16 protein-coding genes are annotated in these 25,927 nt (G+C 65.4%); 2 read left to right on the top strand and 14 right to left on the bottom strand.

Annotated features, from left to right (window positions below; translation table 11 throughout):
• Positions 1–359 precede the first annotated feature (359 nt).
• Positions 360–1,751: a nucleobase:cation symporter-2 family protein gene (locus QCE64_RS02480; protein ID WP_309807377.1), complete on the top strand. Its 1,392-nt coding sequence runs from the start codon at positions 360–362 to the stop codon at positions 1,749–1,751.
• A 134-nt stretch (positions 1,752–1,885) separates the two neighbouring features.
• Here the strand turns inward: QCE64_RS02480 and QCE64_RS02475 are convergent, their stop codons facing one another.
• The 6 genes from QCE64_RS02475 to QCE64_RS02450 all read right to left on the bottom strand — a co-directional run bounded on the left by QCE64_RS02475 (position 1,886) and on the right by QCE64_RS02450 (position 14,340).
• Positions 1,886–3,337, bottom strand: coding sequence for an efflux transporter outer membrane subunit (locus QCE64_RS02475; RefSeq protein ID WP_310002572.1), 1,452 nt, complete (start codon positions 3,335–3,337; stop codon positions 1,886–1,888).
• Position 3,338: 1 nt separating this feature from the next.
• Positions 3,339–6,518, bottom strand: coding sequence for an efflux RND transporter permease subunit (locus tag QCE64_RS02470; RefSeq protein WP_310002570.1), 3,180 nt, complete (start codon positions 6,516–6,518; stop codon positions 3,339–3,341).
• A gap of 18 nt (positions 6,519–6,536) precedes the next feature.
• The gene (locus tag QCE64_RS02465) at positions 6,537–7,733 is read right to left on the bottom strand and encodes an efflux RND transporter periplasmic adaptor subunit (protein ID WP_310002569.1); all 1,197 of its coding nucleotides are present in this window, start codon (positions 7,731–7,733) and stop codon (positions 6,537–6,539) included.
• Positions 7,734–8,312: 579 nt separating this feature from the next.
• Complete coding sequence (locus QCE64_RS02460; RefSeq protein ID WP_309914039.1) at positions 8,313–9,836, bottom strand: efflux transporter outer membrane subunit; 1,524 nt, start codon at positions 9,834–9,836, stop codon at positions 8,313–8,315.
• Between the two features lies 1 nt (position 9,837).
• Positions 9,838–13,026 carry an efflux RND transporter permease subunit gene (locus QCE64_RS02455; protein ID WP_309914036.1) on the bottom strand — a complete coding sequence of 1,063 codons (3,189 nt, stop codon included), beginning with the start codon at positions 13,024–13,026 and terminating at the stop codon, positions 9,838–9,840.
• Between the two features lie 15 nt (positions 13,027–13,041).
• On the bottom strand, positions 13,042–14,340 hold the full coding sequence (locus QCE64_RS02450; protein WP_310002568.1) for an efflux RND transporter periplasmic adaptor subunit: 1,299 nt from the start codon (positions 14,338–14,340) through the stop codon (positions 13,042–13,044).
• A 448-nt stretch (positions 14,341–14,788) separates the two neighbouring features.
• Between QCE64_RS02450 and QCE64_RS02445 the strand changes: the two genes are divergently transcribed.
• Entirely contained in the window at positions 14,789–15,433 is a 645-nt protein-coding gene (locus QCE64_RS02445; protein ID WP_310002567.1) for a TetR family transcriptional regulator, read from the top strand.
• A gap of 7 nt (positions 15,434–15,440) precedes the next feature.
• Here the strand turns inward: QCE64_RS02445 and QCE64_RS02440 are convergent, their stop codons facing one another.
• The 8 genes from QCE64_RS02440 to QCE64_RS02405 all read right to left on the bottom strand — a co-directional run bounded on the left by QCE64_RS02440 (position 15,441) and on the right by QCE64_RS02405 (position 25,737).
• Entirely contained in the window at positions 15,441–16,058 is a 618-nt protein-coding gene (locus QCE64_RS02440; protein ID WP_309914028.1) for a cysteine hydrolase family protein, read from the bottom strand.
• 81 nt (positions 16,059–16,139) lie between these two features.
• The gene (locus QCE64_RS02435; RefSeq protein ID WP_309929264.1) at positions 16,140–16,940 is read right to left on the bottom strand and encodes an SRPBCC domain-containing protein; all 801 of its coding nucleotides are present in this window, start codon (positions 16,938–16,940) and stop codon (positions 16,140–16,142) included.
• 75 nt (positions 16,941–17,015) lie between these two features.
• A complete protein-coding gene (locus QCE64_RS02430; RefSeq protein WP_309914022.1) occupies positions 17,016–17,393 on the bottom strand; it encodes a DUF427 domain-containing protein in 378 nt (125 codons plus the stop codon).
• A gap of 167 nt (positions 17,394–17,560) precedes the next feature.
• On the bottom strand, positions 17,561–18,055 hold the full coding sequence (locus QCE64_RS02425) for a carboxypeptidase regulatory-like domain-containing protein (RefSeq protein ID WP_310002566.1): 495 nt from the start codon (positions 18,053–18,055) through the stop codon (positions 17,561–17,563).
• A gap of 165 nt (positions 18,056–18,220) precedes the next feature.
• On the bottom strand, positions 18,221–19,723 hold the full coding sequence (locus tag QCE64_RS02420; protein ID WP_309914016.1) for a DegQ family serine endoprotease: 1,503 nt from the start codon (positions 19,721–19,723) through the stop codon (positions 18,221–18,223).
• Between the two features lie 245 nt (positions 19,724–19,968).
• On the bottom strand, positions 19,969–23,316 hold the full coding sequence (locus QCE64_RS02415) for a YadA-like family protein (protein ID WP_310002565.1): 3,348 nt from the start codon (positions 23,314–23,316) through the stop codon (positions 19,969–19,971).
• 457 nt (positions 23,317–23,773) lie between these two features.
• Entirely contained in the window at positions 23,774–25,075 is a 1,302-nt protein-coding gene (locus QCE64_RS02410) for an ATP-binding protein (protein ID WP_309807362.1), read from the bottom strand.
• Positions 25,075–25,737 carry a response regulator gene (locus tag QCE64_RS02405; RefSeq protein ID WP_309807361.1) on the bottom strand — a complete coding sequence of 221 codons (663 nt, stop codon included), beginning with the start codon at positions 25,735–25,737 and terminating at the stop codon, positions 25,075–25,077. The genes QCE64_RS02410 and QCE64_RS02405 overlap by 1 nt, the downstream gene beginning before the upstream one ends.
• Between the last annotated feature and the right edge of the window lie 190 nt (positions 25,738–25,927).

Raw genomic sequence — 25,927 nt, 5'->3', positions numbered from 1 at the left:
GCATCGATTCCAGGAAAAACCATGGGACGGCGGAGCGAAAAAAGGCCTTAGGGAAAACGCGCAAAACGGGGGTTTACCCCTGCGCCGCGCGACCCGCGTCAAAAATCGACTATACGCACGGGGTAATGCACATCATAACGAGCACCGCAGGAAGTGCGCCTTGCACGACCCGACGAATTTCCCTTGCAATGCGCCAAACCCCTTGTAGCCGGGACCTGCGCACGTTTGCGTCCGCGCCGCCGCGCCCGATCCATATCGGCGGGCGAACGCGACGTATAGCGCCGCGTGGTCTTGTTCATGCATTTTGATGCACTTAACGTGGAGGCCATTCTTGTTAGAAGGCAATAAAGGAGAGAGACATGGCATCAAGTTCGGTGAATCCGTCCGTGCATCCGTGCGACGAGCGGCTACCTGCCGGTCAGTTGCTGACCCTCGGCATCCAGCACGTCCTCGTCATGTACGCCGGCGCGGTCGCGGTGCCGCTGATCCTCGGCGCCGCAATGGGCTTGCCGAAGGACCAGGTCGCGTTCCTCATCAGCGCTGACCTGTTCTCCTGCGGCGTCGCGACGCTGATCCAGACGCTCGGCCTGTGGATCTTCGGCATCCGCCTGCCGGTCATCATGGGCTGCACCTTCGCCGCGGTCGGCCCGATGGTCGCCATCGGCACGAATCCCTCGCTCGGCATTCTCGATGTCTTCGGCTCGACCATCGCGGCCGGCGTGATCGGCATCCTGCTCGCGCCGATGATCGGCAAGCTGCTGCGCTTCTTCCCGCCGGTCGTGGTGGGCACGGTCATCGCGGTGATCGGGCTCTCGCTGATGGGCGTCGGCATCAACTGGGCGGCGGGCGGCGTCGGCAATCCCGACTACGGCAACCCGGTGTTCCTGCTGCTCTCGCTCGTCGTGCTCTCGCTGATCCTGCTCATCAACAAGTTCGCGCGCGGCTTCATCGCCAATATCTCGGTGCTGCTCGGGATCGTCGCGGGCTTCGTCATCGCCGCGCTGCTCGGCCGCGTCAACATGGACGGCGTGGCCCATGCGCCGTGGGTCGGCATCGTGCTGCCGTTCCACTTCGGCCTGCCGCATTTCGATCCGCTCTCCGTCGCGACGATGGTCATCGTCATGTTCGTCACGTTCATCGAGTCGACCGGCATGTTCCTCGCGGTCGGCGATCTGGTCGAACGTCCCGTCGATCAGAAGTCGCTGGTGCGCGGACTGCGCGTCGATGGCCTGGGCACGCTGATCGGCGGCATCTTCAACTCGTTCCCGCATACGTCGTTTTCGCAGAATGTCGGGCTGATCGGCGTGACCGGCGTGAAGAGCCGCTTCGTCTGCGCGACCGGCGGCGTCATCCTGGTCGTGCTCGGCCTGTTCCCGAAGATGGCGCAGGTCGTGGCTTCCGTGCCGCCGTTCGTGCTGGGCGGCGCGGGCATCGTGATGTTCGGCATGGTCGCGGCAAACGGCATCAAGACGCTGTCGCGCGTGGACTTCTCGACCAATCATCACAACCTGTTCATCGTCGCGGTCAGCGTGGGCATGGGCATGGTGCCGGTCGTCGCGCCGAAGTTCTTTACCCAACTGCCGCACGCGCTCGAACCGATCCTCCACAGCGGCATTCTGCTGGCCTCGGTGACGGCGGTGATTCTGAACATCGTGTTCAATGGCGTGCGCAAGGAACGCGAGGCGCGGCGCGAGATCCGCGAAGCCGCGCACGATTTCGATGGCGCGGCGCACGCAGGCGACGCGCATTGATGATGGAGTAGTCCCAGGAAGTGCTTGCGTTGAGCGCCGCGACGAAAGTTGCGGCGTTTTTTTTTGTGTGCTCGCGTGACCCGCAGGCGTAGCGCGGCGTGTAAGCGGCAGGCGCCTCACGACGCCTGCGCCCATCACGAACTCGCGTCCGCCGGACGCGGCGCGTCTCCCGTCTTCTCAATCCACCCGCCGCCGAGCGCCTGATACAAACTCACCAGATTCGCCAGCCGCTGTGTGCGCGCGGAAACGAGCGTCTGCTGCGCGGCATAGAGATCCTGCTGCGCCGTCAGCACGTTCAGATAGCCATCGACACCTTGCCGGAAGCGCAGCGTCGAAAGATCCAGACGACGCTGCTGCGCAGCCGTATCGCGCTCGAGCGCCGCGATCTGCTGATCGAAGGTGCCGCGCGCGGCGAGACCGTCGGCGACGTCGCGGAACGCCGACTGGATGGTTTTCTCGTAGCGCGCCACCTCGATGCGCTTGCTGACGTTCGCCAGGTCCAGGTTCGCGACGTTCTGGCCGCCCGAGAAGATCGGCAGGGTGATGGTCGGCGCAAAGCTCCACGCCGCCGAGCCCGGCTTGAACAGCCCGCCGAGCGACGGACTCAGCGTACCGAAGCTGCCGGTCAGCGAGATGCTCGGAAAGAACGCCGCGCGCGCCGCGCCGATGTTCGCGTTGGCGGCAACCAGGTTCTGCTCCGCCTCCATGATGTCCGGACGTCGCAGCAACAGGTCCGACGGCAGTCCCGCTGGCAGGTCGGTCAGCATGGGCTGGCGAGCGAGCGGCTGGCCTTCCGGGAGATCGTCCGGCACGGGTTCGCCGAGCAGCAGCGCGAGCGCGTTCACCGCCTGGGCCCGCGCGCGTTCCTGCGCCTGCAGATTGGCCGCCGCGGTTTCCATCACGGTTTGCGACTGGCTCAAATCCAGCTCAGACGCCGTGCCGTTGTCGAACTGCAGCTTGACGATGCCGAACGAATCGCCCGCGCTCTTCAGTGTCTCGCGCGTGACGGCGAGGAGATCGTCGGCTTGCAGCACTTGAAGGTATTGCGTCGCCACCTGTCCGACCAGCGAAATCTCGGCCGCCTTGCGTGCATAGGCAGTCGCGAAATAGGTGGCGAGCGCCTGGTCCTTCAGGCTCTGCACGCGGCCGAACAGGTCAATTTCCCACGACGCGTTCAGGCCCACGGAGTAGCTGTTCTGGATCGTCTGGTTGGCGAACGCGAGGTCCCGCGGCGTGCGCTGCTTCGTCTGTCCGCCCTGCGCGCTCACCGACGGCAGCAGCCCGGCGCGGGCGATGCGGTATTGCGCCTGCGCCGCCTGCACGTTCAGCACCGCGACGCGCAGATCGCGGTTGTTGCGCAAGGCGATGTCGATGAGTTGCTGCAAGCGGACATCGATGAAGAAATCGCGCCAGCCGACATCGGCGGCGGGCGTGGCGGACGCGTTTTGTGCAGCCTGCGCCGCATATACGCCATCGGCGGGATAGTCCGCGGGCACCGGCGACGCCGGCTGCGCGTACTTGGGCGCGAGCGTGCAGCCGCCGGCAAGCCACGCGATGGCGGCGGCAATCAAGGTCAGTCTCAGCATGTCAGTGTCCCTCCTTGCCGGCTTCCGCGCGGCGCTTCTGGTCGTAGTGCGCGAGCGCGGCTTGCGGGTCCTCCTTGTCGCCGCCGAAGCGCGAACGCACGACGACGAAGAACATCGGCACCATGAAAATGGCCAGGAAGGTCGCGGTGAGCATGCCGCCGATCACGCCCGTGCCGATCGCGTGCTGGCTGCCCGAGCCCGCGCCGTTGCTGATGGCGAGCGGCAGCGTGCCGAGAATGAAGGCCAGCGAGGTCATCAGGATGGGCCGCAGACGCAGGCGCGCCGCTTCCATCGCTGCTTCGACCGGACCCATCTTCTGGGTGAGCTGCAGGTCGCGCGCGAATTCCACAATCAGGATGGCGTTCTTCGCCGACAGCCCCACCGTGGTCAGCAGGCCGACCTGGAAGAACACGTCGTTTTCCAGGCCGCGCAGCGACACGGCAAACAACGCGCCGATCACGCCGAGCGGCACGACCATGATCACGGCGAACGGCACCGACCAGCTCTCGTACAGCGCCGCGAGACACAGGAACACGACGAGGATCGAGATGCCGTACAGCACGGGCGCCTGCGAGCCCGACTGGATCTGCTGATAGGACAGCCCGGTCCATTCGAAGCCGATGCCCGCCGGCAGCTTCGCCGCGAGCGCTTCCATTGCGGTCATGGCCTGCCCGGTGGATTTGCCGGGCGCGGCAACGCCCTGGATCTCGATCGACGAACGGCCGTTGTAGCGTTCGAGCTTCGGCGAGCCGTAGCTCCAACTGCCGGTTGCGAACGACGAGAACGGCACCATCGCGCCCGACGCATTGCGCACGTACCAGCTGTCGATGTTCTCCGGCGCCATGCGGAACGGCGCATCGCCTTGCAGGTAGACCTTCTTGATGCGGCTGTCGGTATCGAGGAAGTTATTGACGTACTTCGACGCCCACGCAATCGAGAAGGTCTGGTCGATCGCCGACGGATCGACGCCCTGCGAAAGCGCCTTCTGGCGGTCGATGTTGACGCGGAACTGCGCGGTATCGTTGAGGCCGTTCGGACGCACCTGCGCCAGCGACGGATCCTTCGCCGCCATGCCGAGCAACATCGCGCGTGCCTGCATCAGCTTCTCATGACCGAGGCCCGCGCGATCCTGCAACTCGAAGTCGAAGCCCGCCGCCGTGCCGAGTTCCGGAATGGACGGCGGATTCACCGGGAACACCAGCGCATTCTTGTAGCCGGCGAAGTGCCCGAAGGTCCGGCCGACCAGCGCCTGCACCTTCTCCTTCGCGCCGGTGCGCTTGGCGAAGTCCTTCAGGCGCACGAACACGAGGCCCGCATTCTGGCCGCGGCCCGCGAAGCTGTAGCCGTTCACGGTGAAGGCTGATTCGACGATCGCGCCTTCCTGCTTGAGCAGATAGCCCGAGACGTCGTCGAGCGCGCGCTGCGTCAGTTCCTGCGTGGAGCCGGCTGGCGTCGCGACGAGCACGAACATCGTTCCCTGGTCCTCATCGGGCAGGAAGGCTTTCGGCAGCCGCGCGAACAGCAGCGCGACCGCCGCGATGATCACCAGATAGACGATCATGAAGCGGCCCGAGCGGCGGATCACCTGATACACGCCGTCGTGATACTTCTCCTGGCTGCGAGCGAACACGCGGTTGAACCAGCCGAAGAAGCCGGTGGTCTTCGGCCCGTGTCCCGGCGGCAGCGGCTTCAGGAGCGTGGCGCACAGCGCCGGCGTGAGGATCATCGCCGTGAGCACGGAGAGGCCCATGGAGGCCACGATCGTCAGCGAGAACTGCCGGTAGATGGCGCCCACCGAGCCGCCCGAGAACGCCACCGGCACGAACACCGCCGCCAGCACCAGCGCCACGCCGACCAGCGCGCCGGTGATCTGGCTCATCGCGCGGCGCGTGGCCTCCTTCGGTCCGAGACCCTCCTCGGTCATCACCCGCTCGACGTTCTCCACCACGACGATCGCGTCATCCACCAGCAGGCCGATGGCGAGCACCATGCCGAACATCGACAGCGTGTTGATCGAGAAGCCCGCCGCCGACATGATCGCGAAGGTGCCGAGCAGCACCACCGGCACGGCAAGCGTGGGAATCAGCGTGGCGCGCAGGTTCTGCAGGAACAGGTACATCACGAGGAACACCAGCACGATGGCCTCGAACAGCGTCTTCACCACTTCGCTGATGGACTGCCTGACGAACGGCGTCATGTCGTAGGGATACTCGACGACCAGCCCCGGCGGGAAGAACTTCGAGAGCTCGTCGATCTTCGCGCGCACGGCGTTGGCGGTGGCCAGCGCGTTCGCGCCGGTCGCCAACTGGATGCCGAAGCCGGCGGCCGGCTTGCCGTTGTAGCGCGTCTCGAAGATGTAGTTCTCACCGCCCAGGCCCACGCGCGCGACGTCCTTGATGCGCACCTGCGAGCCGTCCTGGTTCACCTTCAGCAGCACGTTGCCGAACTGCTCGGGCGTGCGCAGCAGCGTGGCTTCCGTGATGGTCGCCTGCATCGCCTGGCCGGGCACGGCGGGCGTGCCGCCCAGTTGCCCCGCCGCGACCTGCACGTTCTGCGTCTGCAGCGCGTTCTGCACATCGACCGGCGTGAGGCTGTACTGCGTCAGCTTGTTCGGGTCGAGCCAGATGCGCATCGCGTATTGCGTGCCGAACAGCGTCACCGTGCCGACGCCGTTGAGACGGCTCACCGCGTCCTGCACGTTCGACGCCACGTAGTTCGCGAGGTCCTCGCGGCTCATGCTGCCGTCCTTCGACACGAACGCGAGCACCAGCAGGAAGCTGCTGCTCGACTTCGACACGCTGGTGCCCAGTTGCTGCACGACCTGCGGCAGGTTAGGCGTAGCCAGTTGCAAGCGGTTCTGCACCTGCACCTGTGCGATGTCGGCATTGGTGCCGGCGGCGAAGGTCAGCGTCACGGTGGCGGTGCCGCTGTCGTCGGAGGTGGAGGACAGGTACAGCAGATGGTCGAGACCGCTCATCTGCTGCTCGATCACCTGTGTCACCGTGTTTTCAACGGTCTGGGCCGAGGCGCCCGGATAGGTGGCGGAAATCTGGATGGCGGGCGGTGCGATCGTCGGATACTGCGCGACCGGCAAGGTCGCGACCGACGCCGCGCCCGCCAGCATCAGGATGATGGAGATCACCCACGCGAAAATCGGGCGATCGATGAAGAAATTGGCCATGGCGCGTGTCTCCCGTCCTTACGCACCACCGGCGCCGGAACCGCCGGAAGCGGCAACCGGCGTTGCGGCGGACGCGCCCGGCAGATGCGCCGGCTGCGTCTTCACCGTCATGCCGGGACGCACCTTGTCGATGCCCTCGACGATCACGCGCTCACCCGGCTGCAGCCCGCTGTCGACGATCCAGTTCTGTCCGTAGGTGCCGCCGGTGACGAGCGGACGCAGCGCGACCTTCTCGTCGCGGCCGACGACCAGCGCCTGCGCCCCGCCCTTCTGGTCGTGCGACACGCCCTGCACGGGCACGACCAGCGCGTTCGGATTCACGCCTTCCTCGATGCGCGCGCGCACGAACATGCCCGGCAGCAGCACGCGGTCCTTGTTCTCGAACATCGCGCGCACGGTCACGGAGCCGGTGGACGGGTCCACGGTGACGTCGCTGAATTGCAGCTTGCCCTGCTCGGGGTACACGCGGCCGTCTTCCAGGATCAAGCTCACTTTCGCCGCGTTCGGGCCATGGGTGGCGAGCCGCCCTTCCTGGATCTGCCGGCGCAGCCTGAGACCGTCGATGCTCGACTGAGTCAGGTCCACGTACATGGGGTCGAGCTGCTGGACCGTCACCATCAACGTGGCTTGGGCGGCCTGCACATAGGCGCCCGGCGTGACCTGCGAGATGCCGGCCTGGCCCGTGACGGGCGCGACGACATCGGTATAGCCGAGGTTGATCTGCGCGGCGTCGATCGCGGCCCGTGCCGATGCGACATCCGCCGCGGCCTGCGACTGCGCGGCGACGGCGTTGTCGTAGTCCTGCCGGCTGACCGCGTTCGATGCAACCAGCACCTTGTAGCGCGTGGCCTGCGCGGTGGTCGAGTCGAGATTGGCGCGCGCCTTCGCGAGCGACGCCCGGGCGTTGTTCAACTGCACGATGTATGGCGCCGGATCGATCTTGTACAGACGCTGCCCGGCCTTGACGACGCTGCCTTCGGTGAACTCGCGGCGCAGCACGATGCCGTCGACGCGCGCCCGCACCTGGGCGTCGAGGTAGGCGCTGGTGCGCCCGGTCAGTTCGGTCGAGACGGGCACCGTGACGGGCGCCAGCGTGACGACGCCGACTTCCGGCGTGTGCGGCGTCATCGCGGGACGCTTTTCCCCGCAGGCGGCGGTCAGCATGGCGACCGTCGCGACACCGATGAAGCGATATGGAATCCGTGTGAGACGCATGGAACGCGAACCTCTTTGATGACTGAAATTGAAATGACGCAGGGCACCCAGGGGCACCCGCGGGCACCCGCGAGGACCCGCGCGTGCGCAGCCACGCGCGCCGGACACGATGGCCGTGCGCACGCTGTGCAAGATGCGATGCGAGGGCCGCTCAGGCAGCCCCGATGGTGGGAATCACTGGCACTTCGGACTGGACCTCGCGCTGGAAAGGCGCCGTGCAGAGCGCCGCGCGTCGTGTCGGAAAGCGGATCGGAATATTTCGGGATGACTAATCTTTTTGCTTGCTCGCATCGCGGGATTTCAGCGTTTCGATACAGCCCGCCGCGTTGTTTCGACTGGCGCTCAACACACGCCGGACGACCCCACGGACAGGCCACAGAGACTGACGCAGTAGTTGCTGCGGCAAGCAATTGATTATAGTGAGCGCGCGCGTTCAGTCCGCCCGATCATCGGGCAGATCCGTCAACGTTTGTCGTTGCTTGTTGAATTTCAACAAACGCTGTCATCGCTGGCCCGTTACGGGCGAAAAAAAGCCCGGCGCAAGGCCGGGCTTCATTGCATCGAGCGGAACGGAAGGCGTCAGCCCGCCGGCGCCGAGGCCGGCTGCGGCGCGCTCTGCGAACCGTAGTCCACGGGCGCGTCCGCGGGGCGCGGGGCATCGCCGGAATGCTCGATCCAGCCGCCGCCGAGATACTGATACAGATCGACGAGGTTGGTCAGGCGATTCAAACGCGCCGTAATCAGCAGCTGTTGCGCCGAGTAAAGGTCGGTCTGCGCCGTCAGCACCGTCAAATAGCTGTCCACGCCGTTGCGGTAACGCAGGTCGGACAACTCCAGCCGGCGGCTTTGCGATTGCACGAAACGCTCGAGCGACTTGATCTGCTCGTCGTAGGTGCCGCGCGCGGCCAGACCGTCCGCCACTTCGCGGAAGGCGGTCTGGATCGCCTTTTCGTAGTTCGCGATCTCGACACGCTTCTGGATGTTCGCCAGATCCAGGTTCGCCACGTTCTGACCGCCTTCGAAGATCGGCAGATCGATCGTCGGCGCGAACGACCACGCGGCGGAGCCCGGCTTGAACAGACCGCCGAGGCTCGGCGAGAGCGTGCCGAAACTGCCCGTCAGCGACACCTTCGGGAAGAACGCCGCGCGCGCCGCGCCGATGTTCGCGTTCGCCGCGAGCAGCGACTGCTCGGCGGCCGCGATATCCGGACGACGCGTCAGCAGATCCGACGGCAAGCCCGCCGGGATGTCCGAGAGCAGGTTCTGCGTGTCGAGCGGCATGCCCTTCGGCAGCCCTTCCGGCAGCGGTTCGCCGACCAGCAGCACGAGCGCGTTCTCGGCCTGGGCGCGCAGACGCGCCTGGGCCTGCAGATTCGCCTGCGCCTGCTGCACGACGCCTTCCGACTGGCGCAGGTCGAGTTCCGAACCCGTGCCGTTGTCGAACTGCAGCTTCGTGATGCGATACGACTCCTGCGCCGTCTTCAGCGTGTTCTGCGTGACAACGAGCTGATCGTCGTAGGCGAGCATCGTCAGATACTGGTCCGCCACCGACGACACCAGCGAGATCTCCGCCGCCTTGCGCGATTCCGCCGTCGACAGATACTGCGCCAGTGCCTGGTCCTTCAGGCTCTGTATGCGGCCGAAGAAGTCGATTTCCCACGAGGCGTTCAGACCCACGCTGTAGGTATTCGAGATCGTCTGGTCGAAGAACGACAGGTTTCTCGGCGTGCGCTGCTTGCTTTGCGACGCAGCCGCATCGAGCGTCGGGAACAGGCCCGCGCGCGTGATGCGGTATTGCGCCTGCGCGGCCTGCACGTTCAGCACCGACACGCGCAGGTCACGGTTGTTCTTCAACGCGAGCGCGACAATCTGCTGCAGTCGTGCGTCGGCGAAGAAGTCGCGCCAGCCGATCTCCGGCGCGCTCTGGCCGTTGGCCGTGCGGCCGTTGCTCGCCGTGGAGTTCGCGTCGGGCTGGGTCGCATAGACGCCGCCCTGCGGGAACTCCTGCGTGACCGGCGCGGCCGGGCGCTCGTATTTCGGCGCCATGGTGCAGCCGGCGGCGAACAGCGCCACGGCGGCCGCGATCAAGGAATGTTTAAGCATCTCAATGTCCTTCCTTATTCGATGCATCCGGGCCGTGCGAGTCGCCATGCGGACCATCGAAACCGCCCGAACCCGGCGAGGCCACATCCTTGCTCTTGCTGAACTTCGAGATCACGACGAAGAACATCGGGATCATGAAGATGGCAAGGAAGGTCGCGGTCAGCATCCCGCCGATCACGCCCGTGCCGATCGCGTGCTGGCTCGCCGAACCCGCGCCGTTGCTGATCGCGAGCGGCATCACGCCGAGAATGAACGCGAGCGAGGTCATCAGGATCGGGCGCAGCCGCAGCCGTGCCGCTTCCATCGCCGCTTCCACGGTCGACATGCCCTGCATGCGCAACTCCCGCGCGAATTCCACGATCAGAATCGCGTTCTTCGCCGACAGACCCACCGTCGTCAACAGCCCGACCTGGAAGAACACGTCGTTCTCCAGCCCGCGCAGCGTCGCGGCAAGCAGCGCGCCGAGCACGCCCAGCGGCACCACCATGATGACCGAGAACGGGATCGACCAGCTTTCATACAGCGCCGCGAGACACAGGAACACGACGAGGATCGAGATGCCGTACAGGATCGGCGCCTGCGAACCCGACTGGCGTTCCTGATACGACAGGCCCGTCCACTCGTAGCCGATACCCGCCGGCAGCTTCGCCGCGATCGCTTCCATCGCCGTCATGGCTTGGCCGGTCGACTTGCCCGCCGCGGCCGCGCCCTGGATTTCCATCGCCGAGATACCGTTGTAACGCTCGAGCTTCGGCGAACCGTAGATCCATTCGCCGGTCCCGAATGCGCCGAACGGCACCATGGTTCCGGAGGCATTGCGCACGTACCACTTGTTCAGGTCGTCCGGCGTCATGCGGAACTGGGCATCGCCCTGCACGTAGACCTTCTTGATCCGGTTGTCGACGTCGAGGAAGTTGTTTACGTACTGCGACGCCCAGGCAATCGAGAAAGTCTGGTCGATGTCCGTCACCGCCACGCCCAGCGCGTTCGCCTTCTCCCGGTCGACGTTCACCTTGAACTGCGGCGTGTCGTTCAGGCCGTTCGGACGCACCTGCGCGAGCATCGGGTCCTTCGCCGCCATGCCGAGCAGCATGTTGCGCGCTTCCATCAGCTTCGCGTGCCCCATCCCCGCGCGATCCTGCAGCTCGAAGTCGAAGCCCGCCGCCGTGCCGAGTTCGGGAATCGAAGGCGGATTGACCGGGAAGATCATCGCGTCCTTGTAGGGCGCGAAGTGCATGAACATCCGCCCGACCAGCGCCTGCACCTTCTGGTCGCTGTGCTGGCGGTCCGCGTAGTCCTTCATCCGCACGAACACGAGACCGGAGTTCTGGCCGCGGCCCGCGAACGAGAAGCCGTTCACCGTAAACACCGACTCGACGATCGACTTCTCGTCCTTCAGCAGATAGTCCTGCACGTCCTTCAGCACGTGCGCGGTGTACTCCTGCGTGGAACCGGCCGGCGCCTGCACGAGCACGAACATCGTGCCCTGGTCTTCATCGGGCAGGAACGACTTCGGCAGACGCAGGAACAGCATGCCCACCGCGACGATCACCACGATATAGATGATCAGCCAGCGGCCCGAGCGCCGGATCACGTGCTGCACGCCCTTGTGATACTTGTCCTGGCTCTTGTTGAAGTTGCGGTTGAACCAGCCGAAGAAACCCTTCTTCTCGCCCGTGTGCCCTTCCGGATGCGGCTTCAGGATCGTCGCGCACAGCGCCGGCGTCAGCACCAGCGCGACCATCACGGACAGCACCATCGCGGCCACGATCGTCAGCGAGAACTGCCGGTAGATCGCGCCCACCGAGCCGCCCGAGAACGCCACCGGCACGAACACCGCCGACAGCACCAGCGCCACGCCGATCAGCGCGCCGGTGATCTGGTCCATCGCCTTGCGGGTGGCCTCGCGTGGAGACAAGTGCTCCTCGGACATCACCCGCTCGACGTTCTCCACGACCACGATCGCATCGTCCACCAGCAGGCCGATGGCAAGCACGAGGCCGAACATCGACAGCACATTGATGGAGAAGCCCACCGCCGACATGATCGCGAAGGTGCCGAGCAGCACCACCGGCACGGCGATGGTCGGGATGATCGTGGCCCGCAGGTTCTGCAGGAACAGATACATCACGAGGAACACCAGCACGATGCCTTCGATCAGCGTCTTGACCACTTCCTCGATCGACAGGCGCACGAACGGCGTCGTGTCATACGGATACTTGACGACGAGACCGTGCGGGAAGTACTTCGACAGCTCGTCGACCTTCGCGCGGACCGCCTTCGCCGTGGCCAGCGCGTTCGCGCCGGTGGCGAGCTGGATACCGAAGCCCGCCGTCGGCTGACCGTTGTACTTGGTGTCGAAGTTGTAGTTTTCGCCGCCGAGCTCGATGTGCGACACGTCCTTCAGGCGCACCTGCGAGCCGTCCTGGTTCACCTTCAGCAGGATGTCGCCGAACTGCTCGGGCGTGCGCAGCAGCGTGGCTTCCGTGATGGTTGCCTGCAACATCTGCCCCGGCACCGACGGCGTGCCGCCGAGCGCGCCCGCCGCCACCTGCACGTTCTGGTTGGTGATGGCGTTCTTCACGTCCACCGGCGTGAGCGAGTAGTTCGTGAGCTTGGTTGCATCGAGCCAGACGCGCATCGCGTACTGCGAGCCGAACAGCGTGGTGGTGCCGACGCCGTCGAGACGCGAGAGCGGATCCGCTATGTTCGACGCCACGTAGTTCGCGAGGTCGTACTTGTTCATGCTGCCGTCTTCGGACACGAAGGCGAGCACCAGCAGGAACGAAGAACTCGACTTCGTGACCTTGGTGCCGAGCTGCTGCACGACCTGCGGCAGGAGCGGCGTCGCGAGCTGCAGCTTGTTCTGCACCTGCACCTGCGCGATGTCGGGGTTGGTGCCCGCCGCGAAGGTCAGCGTGACGGTGGCCGTGCCCGAGTCATCGGAAGTCGACGACAGATACAGCAAGTGGTCGAGGCCGGTCATCTGCTGCTCGATCACCTGCGTCACGGTGTTTTCCACCGTGCTCGCCGATGCGCCCGGATACGACGCGCTGATCTGGATCGCGGGCGGCGCGATGGTCGGGTACTGTGCGACCGGCAGCGTGAAGATCGAGGCCATCCCCGCCAGCATCAGGATGATCGCGATCACCCACGCGAAGATAGGTCGATCGATAAAAAACTTTGCCATGTAACAGGCTCCCTTTTATTGCGCGCCTGACGCAGCGGAGGCGGCCGAGGCCGAAGCCGGCTGTGCGCCGCTGCCGTTTGCCGGAGCCGACGCGCCCTGCGTGCCTTGTGCGCCTTGTGCGCCTTGTGCATCGGACGCCGCCGGCGCCGATGCCGCCTGCGCACCGGATGCCGGATACGGGAACTGGGCGGCGACCGGCTTCACCTGCATGCCCGGCTTGGCCTTCTCGACACCGTTCACGATCACGCGGTCGCCCGGGTTCAGGCCGCTGTCGACCACCCAGTTGTTGCCGCTGGTGCCGCCGGTGACGAGCTGGCGCAGTTCGACCTTGTCGTCCTTGTTGACGACGAGCGCGGTCGGCGTGCCCTTCTGGTCATGCGTGATGCCGATCTGCGGCACGACCAGCGCGTGGTCGTTCATGCCTTCCTGGATGCGCGCGCGCACGAACATGCCCGGCAGCAGCACGCGGTCCTTGTTCTGGAAGATCGCGCGGATCGTGACCGAACCGGTGCTCTGGTCGACGCTCACGTCGGAGAACTGCAGCTTGCCCTGCTCGGTGTAGTTGCGGCCGTCCTCGAGCACCAGCGTGACCTTCGCCGCGTGAATGCCCTCGGTCTGCAGACGCCCTTCCTGGATCTGCCTGCGCAGCTTGAGACCCTCGACGCTCGACTGCGTCAGATCGACGTAGATCGGATCGAGTTGCTGCACGGTCGTGAGCAGCGTCGCGGCGCTCGCCTGCACGTACGCGCCCGGCGTCACCTGCGACAGGCCGGTGCGGCCGGAGATCGGCGAAAGCACGTCGGTGTAGCCGAGGTTGATCTGCGCGGTATCGACGGCCGCCTTGCCCGCCGCGACATCCGCGACGGCCTGGCCCTGGGTCGCCACGGCGTTGTCGTAGTCCTGCTTCGACACCGCGTTGGCCGCGACCAGCACCTTGTAGCGCTGCACCAGCGCGTTCTGCGTCGCGACGTTCGCCTGCGCCTTTGCAAGCGTGGCCTTGGCGTTGTTCAGCGCGGCGATGTAAGGCGCCGGATCGATCTTGTAGAGACGCTGGCCGGCCTTGACGTCGGAGCCTTCGGTGAATTCACGGCGCAGCACGATGCCGTCGACCCGCGCGCGCACTTGCGCGACCAGGAAAGCGCTGGTGCGGCCCGGCAGATCGGCGACGACCGGCACGCTCGTCGGCTGGACGGTGACGATGCCGACTTCCGGCGTCTGCGGAGGAGGGGCTGACTGTTTTTGCCCGCACGCCGCCAGGAACATGGCAGCCGTCGCGGCGGTGATTAAGCGGAGTGGTACCCGTTCGACACGCATGGAGCGACCTCTGTCTAAGACTGAGAGTGAAGTGGGTGCGCGGCGGCCTTCCCCGGGCAATGCCGCGCACGAGCGTCGCAAGACGCTGACCAATAACCAACCAGTGAGACCAGTGAGCGCAACCGCCGGCCAGCGGCCGGGCTTTCACAATTCCGTGCGCGACGCTCGTGGAGCGCCGCCTCGAGGCCATGGACGGCCAGAACGGCAATCGAAATGAAAGCTAGGTTCGGATACTACTCGCGGTCTGCTACTTGGGCTATCGGTCGACGGGTGGTATTGTATATACATTCACGAATGAATGTAAAAAACTGTACGTGTTTCTCCTGATAAGCCGCGAGAGAAATCCGCTCGGGGAATCGATTACGTACGACAAACCTTCGACATCGCCGCGTTTCGTGCGCGGCTTTCATGGCAGCATCTGGAGCACACGGTCCACGGACCGGACGATATGGTCAGACGAACCAAGGAAGAAGCGCAGGCCACGCGCAATCGCGTTCTGGACGCGGCCGAGCGGGTCTTCTACGAAAAAGGCGTGTCGCGTACGACGCTGGCGGACATCGCGCAGGCGGCGGGCGTCACGCGCGGCGCAATCTACTGGCACTTCGCCAACAAGGGCGACCTCTTCAACGCGATGTTCGACCGCAGCCTGCTGCCGCTCGACGAACTCATCGAAGCCACGCTGGACGGCAAGGAAGAAGATCCGCTTGCGCGCCTGCGGGCTTTGTTCGTCTGGTGCATGCACAACATCACGACGGACGCGCAGCGCCGCCGCGTCTTCGACATCCTGTTCATGAAGTGTGAATTCGTCGAGGAGATGGGGCCGGTGCGCGAGCGCCATCAGAACAACATGCGCGACGGCATGGAGCGCATCGAGCGGGCGCTGCGCAATGCCGTCGACAAGCAGCAGTTGCCCGCCCGGCTCGACACCCGCCGCGCCACGACCATGCTGCACTGCCTCTTCACGGGCATCCTGCACGACTCGCTGATGTTGCCCGACCTCGTCGATCCGGAGCGCGATGCCGAAGCGCTCATCGACGCCAGCTTCGACGCTTTGCGCTCCAGCGCGGCCCTGCTGCTGCCGGCCAGCGCCTGAGGTCGCGTTACCTCGCGGCGCGCGCCCGCTGGTTCGACGCGTAGATGTTGTCGCGCGCGGGCGGCTCGCCGCTTTCCAGCGCGGCGAGCCACTCGGCGGTATCGAGCACGGCGGCGAAACGCGACTGCATCACCACCGTGAAGACCCGATGGATCTCCTCCGCGCTCGCCCTTCCCGCGCGGTTTTCGTAGGGCACGGCGCCGGTGGCGTCGGCGAGAAACTCCACGGCAAGGCCTGCATGCACCGCGTGCTTGACGGTGGAATCGTCGCAATTGTGGGTCATGTAGCCCGCGATCACGAGCGTGTCGATCTCACGGGCGCTCAGCCAGTCGGCGAGATCGGTGCCGGCGAATGCGCTCGGCAGCGACTTCTCGACGTAATGCGCGCGCGGCCGCGACGCCACCGTCTCGTGCAGGTCGGCCAGCGCGGAACCGCGCGCGAAGATGGGCGCGCTGGCAGGCGCAAAGTTCTGCACGACGACGACCGGCACGCCGTGCTTTTCGGCGGCATCCATCGCCCGGCCGATGTTGGCGAGCGACACGTTCACATCGGGATATTCGATCGGCAGATTGCCGGTGACGTACTCGTTCTGCACGTCGATGACGATCAGGGCGCGGCGCGGCATGTTCGGCTCCTCGGCGGATAAGCGCGGGTTGGACCGGCGCATTGTCGCCGATGCGTCCGATCGGCGCTCATGCGGCCTGCCTTACTGCAGCCCGACGTACTGCGCCACGAACGCGAACAGCGCGACGCACACGAGCATCGCCGCCCAGGCCCAGGCAGGCAGGCCGAGCGGATGCGGATCATGCGAATGGTCGCGCTCGCGATGCCCGAACGCCTGACCATGCAGACGATGCCGCAGCACGCCGCTCGCGTGCGGGTCCGCGGCGAGGCTGCGTGTCGCGCCGGGGCGTCGCGACAATACCGTCGACATCGCGCCCGGGCGCAGGAACACGTGGCGTCGCGGCGTATCGCCGTCCGCAGCGCGCAGCGACGCAAAGCCGTGCTTCGCCCGCACCACTTCGCAGAATTCAGCGAAGAAATCGTCGGCGCCTTCGCGCAGCGCATTCTCGATCTGCCGCGGCGGCAGGCCCGCGAGCGGACCCGAAATCGTCGCCCAGACCGTGTATTCGATCCAGGTCGAACGGCCCTCGTCCTCCGGATTCAGCGTCACCGCGATCTGTCCGCGCAGCGAGCCCACGCCCTCTCCGCGCGCCTTGAAGCTTAGCGTGCGCGCGTAGCCGGCGCCCGCGTCTTCGTTGCCGCCGGTGGGCGCGCCTTCCTCGTGAGCCGCTTCACGCGTGCGCCCGGCCAGGTGCGCGCGAATCGCGTAACGCGCACGCAACGCGCCAAGCGGCACGATCAGCGTCAGCGCGTACTCGCCGCCCGGAGTGCGCGTGAAGGATTCGCAATTGTCGAGACTGGCGCGGACCAGCGCGAGATCGCCCAGCGCCTCCCGGACGTGATCCGGGTCGAGCGGAACGCGAAACGCATCGGTGACTTCCATGCAAGCCTCCGGGCCGGGAAACGCATGCGTCCGTTATCGCCGAGTGGATGGAAAGCTGTCTGTACGGATGCCCGCCTAGGACGTTTCGTCGATGCGATCGACACGTCCGTGATAGAACGCAAGATAGCCCTTGATCTTCGCTGCGGCGTCGAGCGGCGCCTCGTAACTCCAGGCGGCGTTTTCGACCGGACCGTCTTCTGTCAGCAGATGATAGTGCGTGGCCTCGCCCTTGAACGGGCAATGCGTCACGTGAATCGAGCGCTCCAGCCGCGCCATGTTCACGTCGGCGCGCGGGAAATAATGCACTTTGTCAGTGCCGCCTTCATGGAGCGTGAAAGAAGCGTGCGTATCGGCGTACGTGACGCCCTGATGGATCACGCGACAGCGCCGGCTGTTCGGCGTGATCTCGATGCGATGCGCCGCGTCATGTGCGTCGTTCAGTTCCGTGCCCATCGTGATGCGCCTCCTGCGTGGCGTCCGAAAACGAAAAAGCCACGAGCGCCCGCCTGCTGACCGACGCTCGTGACTTCATTATGGGACAAACTGCCCCGGCCGGGTGGCGCGCGTTTTCGACGGCCTGTCTCCCTCCTGCAGCTATCCCGGGCAGCTGTCCTGATCGCTTACTGAATGCTCCAGTGGAAGGCCGCCTTGGCCTTGCCCGGACCCGCCACGCTGACGGACTGCTTCTTTTCCTGATCCTTGTACTTCGCGTACACCGTATAGCTGCCCGGCGGCAGTTTTACGAGCATGTAAGGGCCCATCGATTCGGTGTTCAGCACCTCGCCGCCCTTCCCGCCGACGATGCGCACACGCACGCCCGAAAGGTAATCGGCGGTCGGTCCGGTGAAGCGCAGCGACAGCGGCCAGTGCGCCTGCTCGCGGATCAACGCGTGCGATTCGTCGAGCCCGACGCCGCCTGACGTGTAGGACACGTCGCCCTGCTGCTGGACTTGCGGCAGGCCGCCGCCGTTGGTATTGCCGGCGCTCGATTGATCGGCCGTGTTGCCGCCCGTGGTTGCGCCCGGGGCTTGCGCCCACGCGCCGCCTGTCATGCCTGCGCCCAAGGCCGCCGTGAGCAGCGCAGCGGTGAGTTTGCCCGTGATTTTGCTAGTCATGTCTTGCTCCTTTTTGTCGATGTCGCGACGCCCGAAGACTGCACTGGTGTCATGGCGACGTCACGCCCGATGCGCCGGTTTCAACCGGTTTCACGCGATAGGGCACCGGGGAACAGGTGAGCATGCATCGTGCCCGCGGCGCGGACACGATGCTGGAGCGCGGGCTCAGCCGAGGTCGACCGGCACGAAGATCTGCGCGTTGTCGCGCTGGATCAGGAGCGCGATGCTGTCGCCGGCGTGCGACACCATGGTCTTCAACTGCTGCACCGACGTCACCGGCTGGCCGTTGACGGCCAGGATCACGTCGCCGGCCTGAATGCCCGCATTGGCCGCCGCGCCGTTCGATTGCTGCACGAGCAGCCCGCGCGAGAGCGAATCGCTCTGCTTTTCGTCCGGCGTGAGCGGCCGCACCGCGACGCCCAGGCGGGCATCCTGCGCACCGGCGTCGTCGTCGCCCTTGGTGTCCGCGCTGGCGGTCTTGGCGTCCTTCAGCGCGCCGATCGTGACGCTCAGGTCCTTCGATCCCTTGTCGCGCCACACCGTGACCTTCGCGGACGTGCCCGGCGCAAGGCCTGCGACCTGCGACGGCAGCGACGTCGAATCCGAGACGGCCACGCCGTTCAGCGCGGTGATCACGTCGCCCGGTTGCAGGCCGCCCTTCGCGGCCGGGCCGCCCGGTTCCACCGAGCTCACCAAGGCGCCTTGCGGCGACTTCATGCCGAACGAGTTGGCCAGGGTCTGGTTCATGCCCTGCACCGTCACGCCGAGCCGGCCGCGATCGACGTGACCCGTCTTGATGAGCGCGTCCTTCACCTTGATGGCTTCGTTGATCGGGATCGCGAACGAAAGGCCCTGGAAGCCGCCGGTCTGCGAGTAGATCATCGAGTTGATGCCGATGACTTCGCCCTGCAAATTGAAGAGCGGTCCGCCCGAGTTGCCCGGATTCACCGGCACGTCGGTCTGGATGAACGGCGTGTAGTTCTCGTTGGGCAACGCGCGCGACTTCGCGCTGATGATGCCCGAGGTCACTGTGTTGTCGAACCCGTACGGCGAGCCGATTGCCACGACCCACTGGCCGACCTTGCTGCCGTTCGGATCGCCGATCTTGACGGTGGGAAGATTCTTCGCGTCGATCTTCAGCACGGCGACATCGGACTGCTTGTCCGCGCCGATGACTTTCGCGCGGTACTCGCGCTTGTCCGTGAGCTTGACGGTGACAATGTTGGCGTTGTCGACGACGTGCGCGTTCGTCAGGATGTAGCCGTCGCTCGACACGATGAAGCCGGATCCCAGTCCTTCGCTCGGACGATCGGCGCCCTGGCCGCCGTCGCCGCCGCCCATGCCGGGCACGCCGCCGAAGCGCTTGAAGAACTGATAGAAAGGATCGTCGGGATCCATCGGCACCTGGTTCATGTTGCGACGATTGGACGTCTGCTTCACGACATGCTTGGCGCTGATGTTCACGACGGCCGGGCCGTAAGTCTCCACGAGACCCGAGAAGTCGGGAATGCCGGTCTTGGCGGCGGCTTCGGCGGGCATCATGGCCGCGGAAGCCGGCGAAATCACCTGCGGAGCAGGCACGTTGTTATGGCCGGCCACATAGCCCGCTGACAAGGCGACGGCAACCGCCGCTGCAACGGCGCTACGGGTGAGGATCTTTGCGTTCATCGTGTGCTCCTGACGAGGGATGCGCTCTTCTGGAGCGCGCTATTTCGATGGAGCAAGATTACGGGGTGTCGCTTAAAGCTTTCTTAAAGTTCATGAGGGGCTGGGCGTGGTTGTGTCCGGCTTGGAATTGCATCAGAAAAGGTTCGGACGGCAGCCCGTCAAGGCTGCCGTCCTTCGCACCGCCGACCGTTTGCTTCGAACTGCTTTACTGTCTGATTACAGCCGACTGTTTCATGCAACGATGCTCAGAACTCATAGCCCACCTGCCCCCGTACGCCGGTGTCGCCGTGCGGTGTGATCGACGCGGCGCCGTTCACGAGCCAGCGATTGTTTTCCGAACGATACGTGCCGCCGAGCCCGACTGCCGTGTAGCCCTTGTAGTTGCCCACGCCCACTGCAACGACGGTCTTGCCTGGCGCGCTCGGCGTCAGGTTCGGCATGGCCATCGCGGCGGCGACGCCGGCGAAAGCCTGACGCGCCACGGTGTTGACGCTGTTCTGCATTGCGCCCAACTGGTTCATGTTGACGGCATCGGTTCCGTTCACGCCCGGCGCCACGTTGGTCACACGGCGTTCCTTGCCCTGTGCGCCGATCGACACGGTGTTGTCCTGATCGGCAACCGAACCGCTGCCCAGTGCGACCGCATTGTTGCCGGAAGCATTGGCGCCGTTGCCGATTGCGGTGGAATCCGTGCCGCTGGCGACAGCGGGTGTGTCGTTGGTCTGCGCGGCGATCACCGTGCCGCTGCCGCCGCCCGCAAAGTTTTGCACTCGCGACGTGATGTCGGCGATTTGCTGGTTCGTCGTCCACAACTGGGAGCCGTTCACGGCCTCGGTGCTGTCGGCGGAAAGCGTGCCTGCCGATACGCCCGTGACCGTGCGCGTGCCTTCGCTACCGGTCACGTCGACGACCGTGCCGTTGGCGTTCTGCGCCACCGTGATCTTGCGCGAAACCGGATCCTGCTGGACAAGACCGACGGTGCCGCTGTTGATCTGAGTGGTGATGTCGGCGATATCGGTCGTGTTTTTCTCGATGGCGGCGGTGTTGTTCGCGACGTTCACCTGCAAGTTTGAAATGTTCGACGTGTTTTGCGACGTGCGGCCGTCGAGGTTGGTGAATGCGGCTTCTACGCCTTGCACGGATTGGCCACTGAGGGTGTAGGCTGGCTGACTGACCGCGCCGTTGGCGTCCACGGAGGAGCCTCCGCCCAGCGCTGCGGCCGTGGAATTCGCGAGACCGTGGAGTTGCGAACCGTTCACGGCTTGCTTGCTCGCGCTGTCCACTGCACCGTTCGCCACGCCCGTCAGCGTGCGCGCCCCGCCCATACCCGTGAAATCGACCACGGTGCCATCGGTGCTTTTCGCCACCGTGATGACGCGCGAGACGGCGTCCTGCTGCACCAGTCCGATCGTTCCGTTGCTGATCTGCGTGTTGATCGTGCTGATGTCCGTGGTGTTTTGCGTCGTGCGTCCGTCGAGGTTCGTGAATGCCGCCTCCACGCCTTGCACGGATTGACCGTTGAGGGTGTAGGTCGGCATCGTGACCAGGCCGTTGGCGTCTACGGATGCGCCGCCGCCCAGCGCGGCTGCGGCCGAATTGGCAGTTGCGAAGAGTTGCGACCCGTTCACGGCTTCCGTGCTTCCGCCATTCACCGAGCCGTTCGCCACGCCCATCAGTGTGCGCGCACCTCCCGATCCACTGAAATCGACCACCGAGCCGTGCGCGTCCTTGCCAACCGTGATCGTGCGCGTTGCCGGGTCTTGTTGAACCAGGCCCACCGTGCCGTTGTTGATCTGATTCGTGATGTTGTTGATCGCGGCCGTGTTGTTCGTGATGTCGCCGGTGTTTTGTATCGTGCGGCCGTCGAGGTTGGTGAATGCTGCCTCTACCCCTTGCACAGGTTGACCGTTAAGGGTGTAGGTCGGCATCGTGACCAGGCCGTTTATGTCTACGGATGACCCGCCGCCCAACGCGGCTGCGGCTGAAGCCGAAGCCGCAAAGAGTTGCGAGCCGTTGACGGCTTCATTGCTTCCACCGTTCACCGCACCGTTCGCCACCCCCATCAGCGTACGCGCGCCCGCCGATCCAGTGAAATCGACCACCGCGCCGTCAGTGTCTTTCGCCACGGTAATGACGCGCGAAGCAACGTCCTGCTGCACCAGTCCGATCGTGCCGTCGCTGATCTGCGTGTTGATCGTGCTGATGTCCGTGGTGTTCTGCGTCGTGCGCCCATCAATGTTGGCGAACGCCGCCTCAACCCCTTGCACGGACTGACCGCCAAGCGAATAAGCCGGCATCGTCACCAGCCCGTTCGCATCCACGGACGAGCCACCACCCAACGCCGCCGCCGCCGAACTTGAAACCGCAAAAAGCTGCGACCCGTTCACTGCTTCCGTGCTTCCGCCGTTCACCGCGCCATCGGCCAATCCCATCAGCGTACGCGCGCCCGCGAGGCCAGTGAAATCAACCGTCGCACCATCGGAGGCGCCTGCAACGGTGATCTTGCGCGTCAGCGGATCCTGCCGCACCAGCCCAATTGCACCGATGTTGATCTGCGCACTGATGTCGCCAATGTCCACCAGGTTCTGGGTCGTGCGTGCGTCGATGTTCGACAGCGCGTCACCGACATTGTTGACCGGCAGACCGCCAACCGTAAACGTAGGCAGCGCGATCGTCCCGTCGATGCCCACCGCCGCGCCGCCGCCCAGCGCCGCCGCAGCCGACCCTGACAGCGCGAACAACTGCGAGCCGTTCACGGCCTGCGTGCTCGCGCCGTTCACCAGGCCGTTGGTCAAGCCCGCCAGCGTGCGGGTGCCCGTGATGCCGGAAATGTCGACCGTCGCGCCGACAGAGTTCTTGGCCACCGTCACGGTGCCCAATACCCCGTCCAGCTGCACCAGTCCCACGCCCCCGTTGTTGAGCTGATTGGTGATATTGGCGACGGAAGTCGTGTTGTTCGCCACGGACGTGTTGAGCGCGCCCAGCGCCGCATCGACCTTGGAGAATCCCGTGCCGATGTCGCCCGCCGCGCCGCTCGTGCCGGCAATCAGGTTAGTGCTGGCGAGCGCATAGGAAGGCCCGGTGACAGCACCCGTCGTTGCATTGAGTGAAGCGCCGCCTCCGAGCGCGGCCACCATCGGACTGAATTGACCGACATTGATGGCGTCCCGTCCGCTCAAGCCCGCCGCAATGCCCGACAGCAAAACGCCGCCGTTCACGCTGTCAGTCATCGTGGCGATATACGTACCTGGCGAGAACGCCAGCTTTTTCTGCGTCGTCGAAGCAACGATTTGCGTGGTGCCGCTGCCCATCGCGTTCCAGATGCCGACGGCAGGCAGGTCGCCGATGATGTCCCCGCTCCCCCATAATCCGCAGTTCGACAGGACGTTCCCTGACGTGTAATTGAAGTTGGCCGATCCACTATTTGCACACATATCCGCCCATGCGCTTCCCGACAGCAAGAACGTGACCGCTCCCGCTCCACACGTGACCCGCCTGATGCGCCCTGGCCTGCCCTCGCCACGCGCCTCGACACATGCCTGCACGGCACGCCGGAAGGTGCCGTCCCACAACGCTCCAAACTTCGAATTCATTTCTTTTCCCAGGAATCTTTTTGTTATGAACACCCCGGCCTCTCCGGGGCGCCTCGACGGCATGAATCGGCGACACGCTCAATGTCGAAACAGAGGGAAGATTCGAAATGAAGCCGGGCAGTCAGACGAGCGCGCGCTCGCCCACGCCGATCACTCGTCGGACGACCTTCTCTGGAACAGACGGGAGTGGTGTCAGGAATTCCGGTGGATCTCGGATGGATCTTTAGGAATCCGTCGATTGCCGCTTTTTTAATTCTAAGAATCGGGATGCCGGCGGCGTATGAGTAAAGTCTCAAAATCGCCGGTGAGATATGAAATTCGTCTTTCTCTGATGGAGGCAGCATTCATGAATGCTGCCAAAAGAAACCATTCAAGCGCTGACGGTCAGAAGATAAAACACGCCAACTGCTGGTCAGCAGCAAGAACCGCTGTCCGGCAGACCCGGTCAATCCAATGCTCAGAACCGGATCGATACCTTCAACCCGCCGGCCTGCGATTCCCCGAGTTCCACACGCGTGCCATGCTGAGCGGCGATCCTGCGCACGATCGCCAGGCCCAGCCCGCTGCCGGCCACATCGGTACGCGCCCGGTCCGCGCCTTCGCCGACGCGATAAAAGCGGTCGAACACCCTTTCTCGTTCTTCTTGAGGGATGCCCGGTCCCGTATCCGAAATCTCGACCAGCGGCCGCCCGTCCCGCACCTTCAGGCAGACATCCACGCGGCCGCCGCGCGGCGTGTATTTGGTCGCGTTGTCGATGAGATTGTTGAACATCACGCGCAGCGCGTCCGGGTTGCCCTCGACGCTCGCCGGCTCGCTCGCCTCGATGCCCAGATCGACGCCGCGCTCCTGCGCCACCAGCACATAACCGCGCACGCAGCCTTCCAGCAGCGCGCACAGGTCGACCGTCACGCCCGCACCCTGGCCATCCGGCTCCGACCGCGCCAGCGCGAGCAGCTGCTCGGCAAGCCGCGTCGCGCGCGCGATGCCTTCGTTGAGGTCCGCGAGCGCCTCGCGCCGCGCGTCATCGTCCTGGGCACGCCCGACCAGCTGCGCCTGGATCTGCACCGCGGCAAGCGGCGTGCGCAACTCGTGCGCGGCGTCGGCGACGAAGGCTTTCTGGGTGTCCAGCGCCGCCGACAGCCGCGACAGCAGCGCATTGAGCGCACGCACGACCGGCCGCACTTCCTGCGGCAGACGCCGGTCGGAGAGCGGATCGAGCGCCTCGGGATGACGCGTGTCGAGCGCATGCGTCACGCGTCGCAGCGGCGCGAGCCCGCGTCCGACGATGACCCAGATCGCGACGCCCAGCAGCGGCAACAGCAGCACCAGCGGCCACAGCGTGCGCCAGGCGACGCCGGCCGCGACGCGGTTGCGGATCGACAGCGGCTGCGCGAGCTGCACCACGTTGTCGCCGACGATCGCGCTATACACGCGCCATTCGCCGCGCGGCGTGGTTTCGGTGGAGAAGCCGAGTTCCGCATGCGGCGCGAGCGGGACGCGCGGATGCGAGTAGTACATCAGCACGCCATTGCGATTCCAGATCTGGATCACGACGCCTTCGTCGCTTTCGCTGCGTGAACTGAGCACCGACGAAAACGGCTCCGACGGCAACGCCGCCGCGATCTGCTGCAGCTGGTAATCGAAGAGTTCGTTGGCTTCGGCGAGCGCCTGCCGGTAGATCAGCCAGCCCGCGAAACCGACGCCGAAAATCACCAGCGCGAGCAGCCAGATGAGCAGCGTGCGGCGGATCGACCGCATCAGGCGTCCTTCGCGACCATGTAGCCCAGGCCGCGCACGTTGCGGATCAGATCGGCGCCGAGCTTCTTGCGCAGCGAGTGGATGTACACCTCGACCGTATTGCTGCCGATCTCCTCGCCCCAGCCGTAGATCTTTTCCTCGAGCTGGCTCTTGGAGAGCACCGCGCCGGGACGCGCCATCAAGGCTTCGAGCAGCGCGAACTCGCGCGCCGACAGCGCCACCGGATTGCCCGCGAGCGTCACCTGGTGCCCGACGGGATCGAGCGCCAGCTCGCCGTGCCGCACGAGCGACTCGCCGCGGCCCGCGTGACGCCGGATCAGCGCGCGCATGCGGGCGCCGAGTTCGTCGAGATCGAACGGCTTGACGAGGTAGTCGTCCGCACCGGCGTCGAGCCCCTTGACGCGGTCCGCGATGGCGTCGCGCGCCGTCACGACCAGCACCGGCAAGCCGTTGCCGCGCGCGCGCAATGTCTTCAGCACGTCGAGGCCGTCGCGCCTGGGCAGGCCGAGGTCGAGCAGCATCAGGTCGTAGGGCTCGCCCGCGACTGCCGTGAGCGCGGCCTCGCCGTCCTGCACCCAGTCGACTGCGAAGCCGTCCGCGCGCAGCGCCTTGCGCACGCCTTCGGCGATCATCCGGTCATCTTCGACAAGCAGGATTCGCATGGCACATGTCTATCGGTGGTTACGTGGAGCGGTCCTCTCGGCCGCGGTTCATTGTAGCCGCGCGGCTCCGGCGCAGGCTTAAGCGGGTCTTAACAGCGTGTCATGCATGCGCTGCGGCCCGGCGCTGCCCCATGTCGCGCGCATGCCGAAACCCTCCGCAACTCAAGCCCATTCGTACGATTTTCGCAAG

Source organism: Caballeronia sp. LZ043, assembly GCF_031451075.1.
Lineage (GTDB): Bacteria > Pseudomonadota > Gammaproteobacteria > Burkholderiales > Burkholderiaceae > Caballeronia.
Note: the sequence above shows the minus strand (reverse complement) of the source record. Positions and strands in the feature narration are given on the sequence as shown.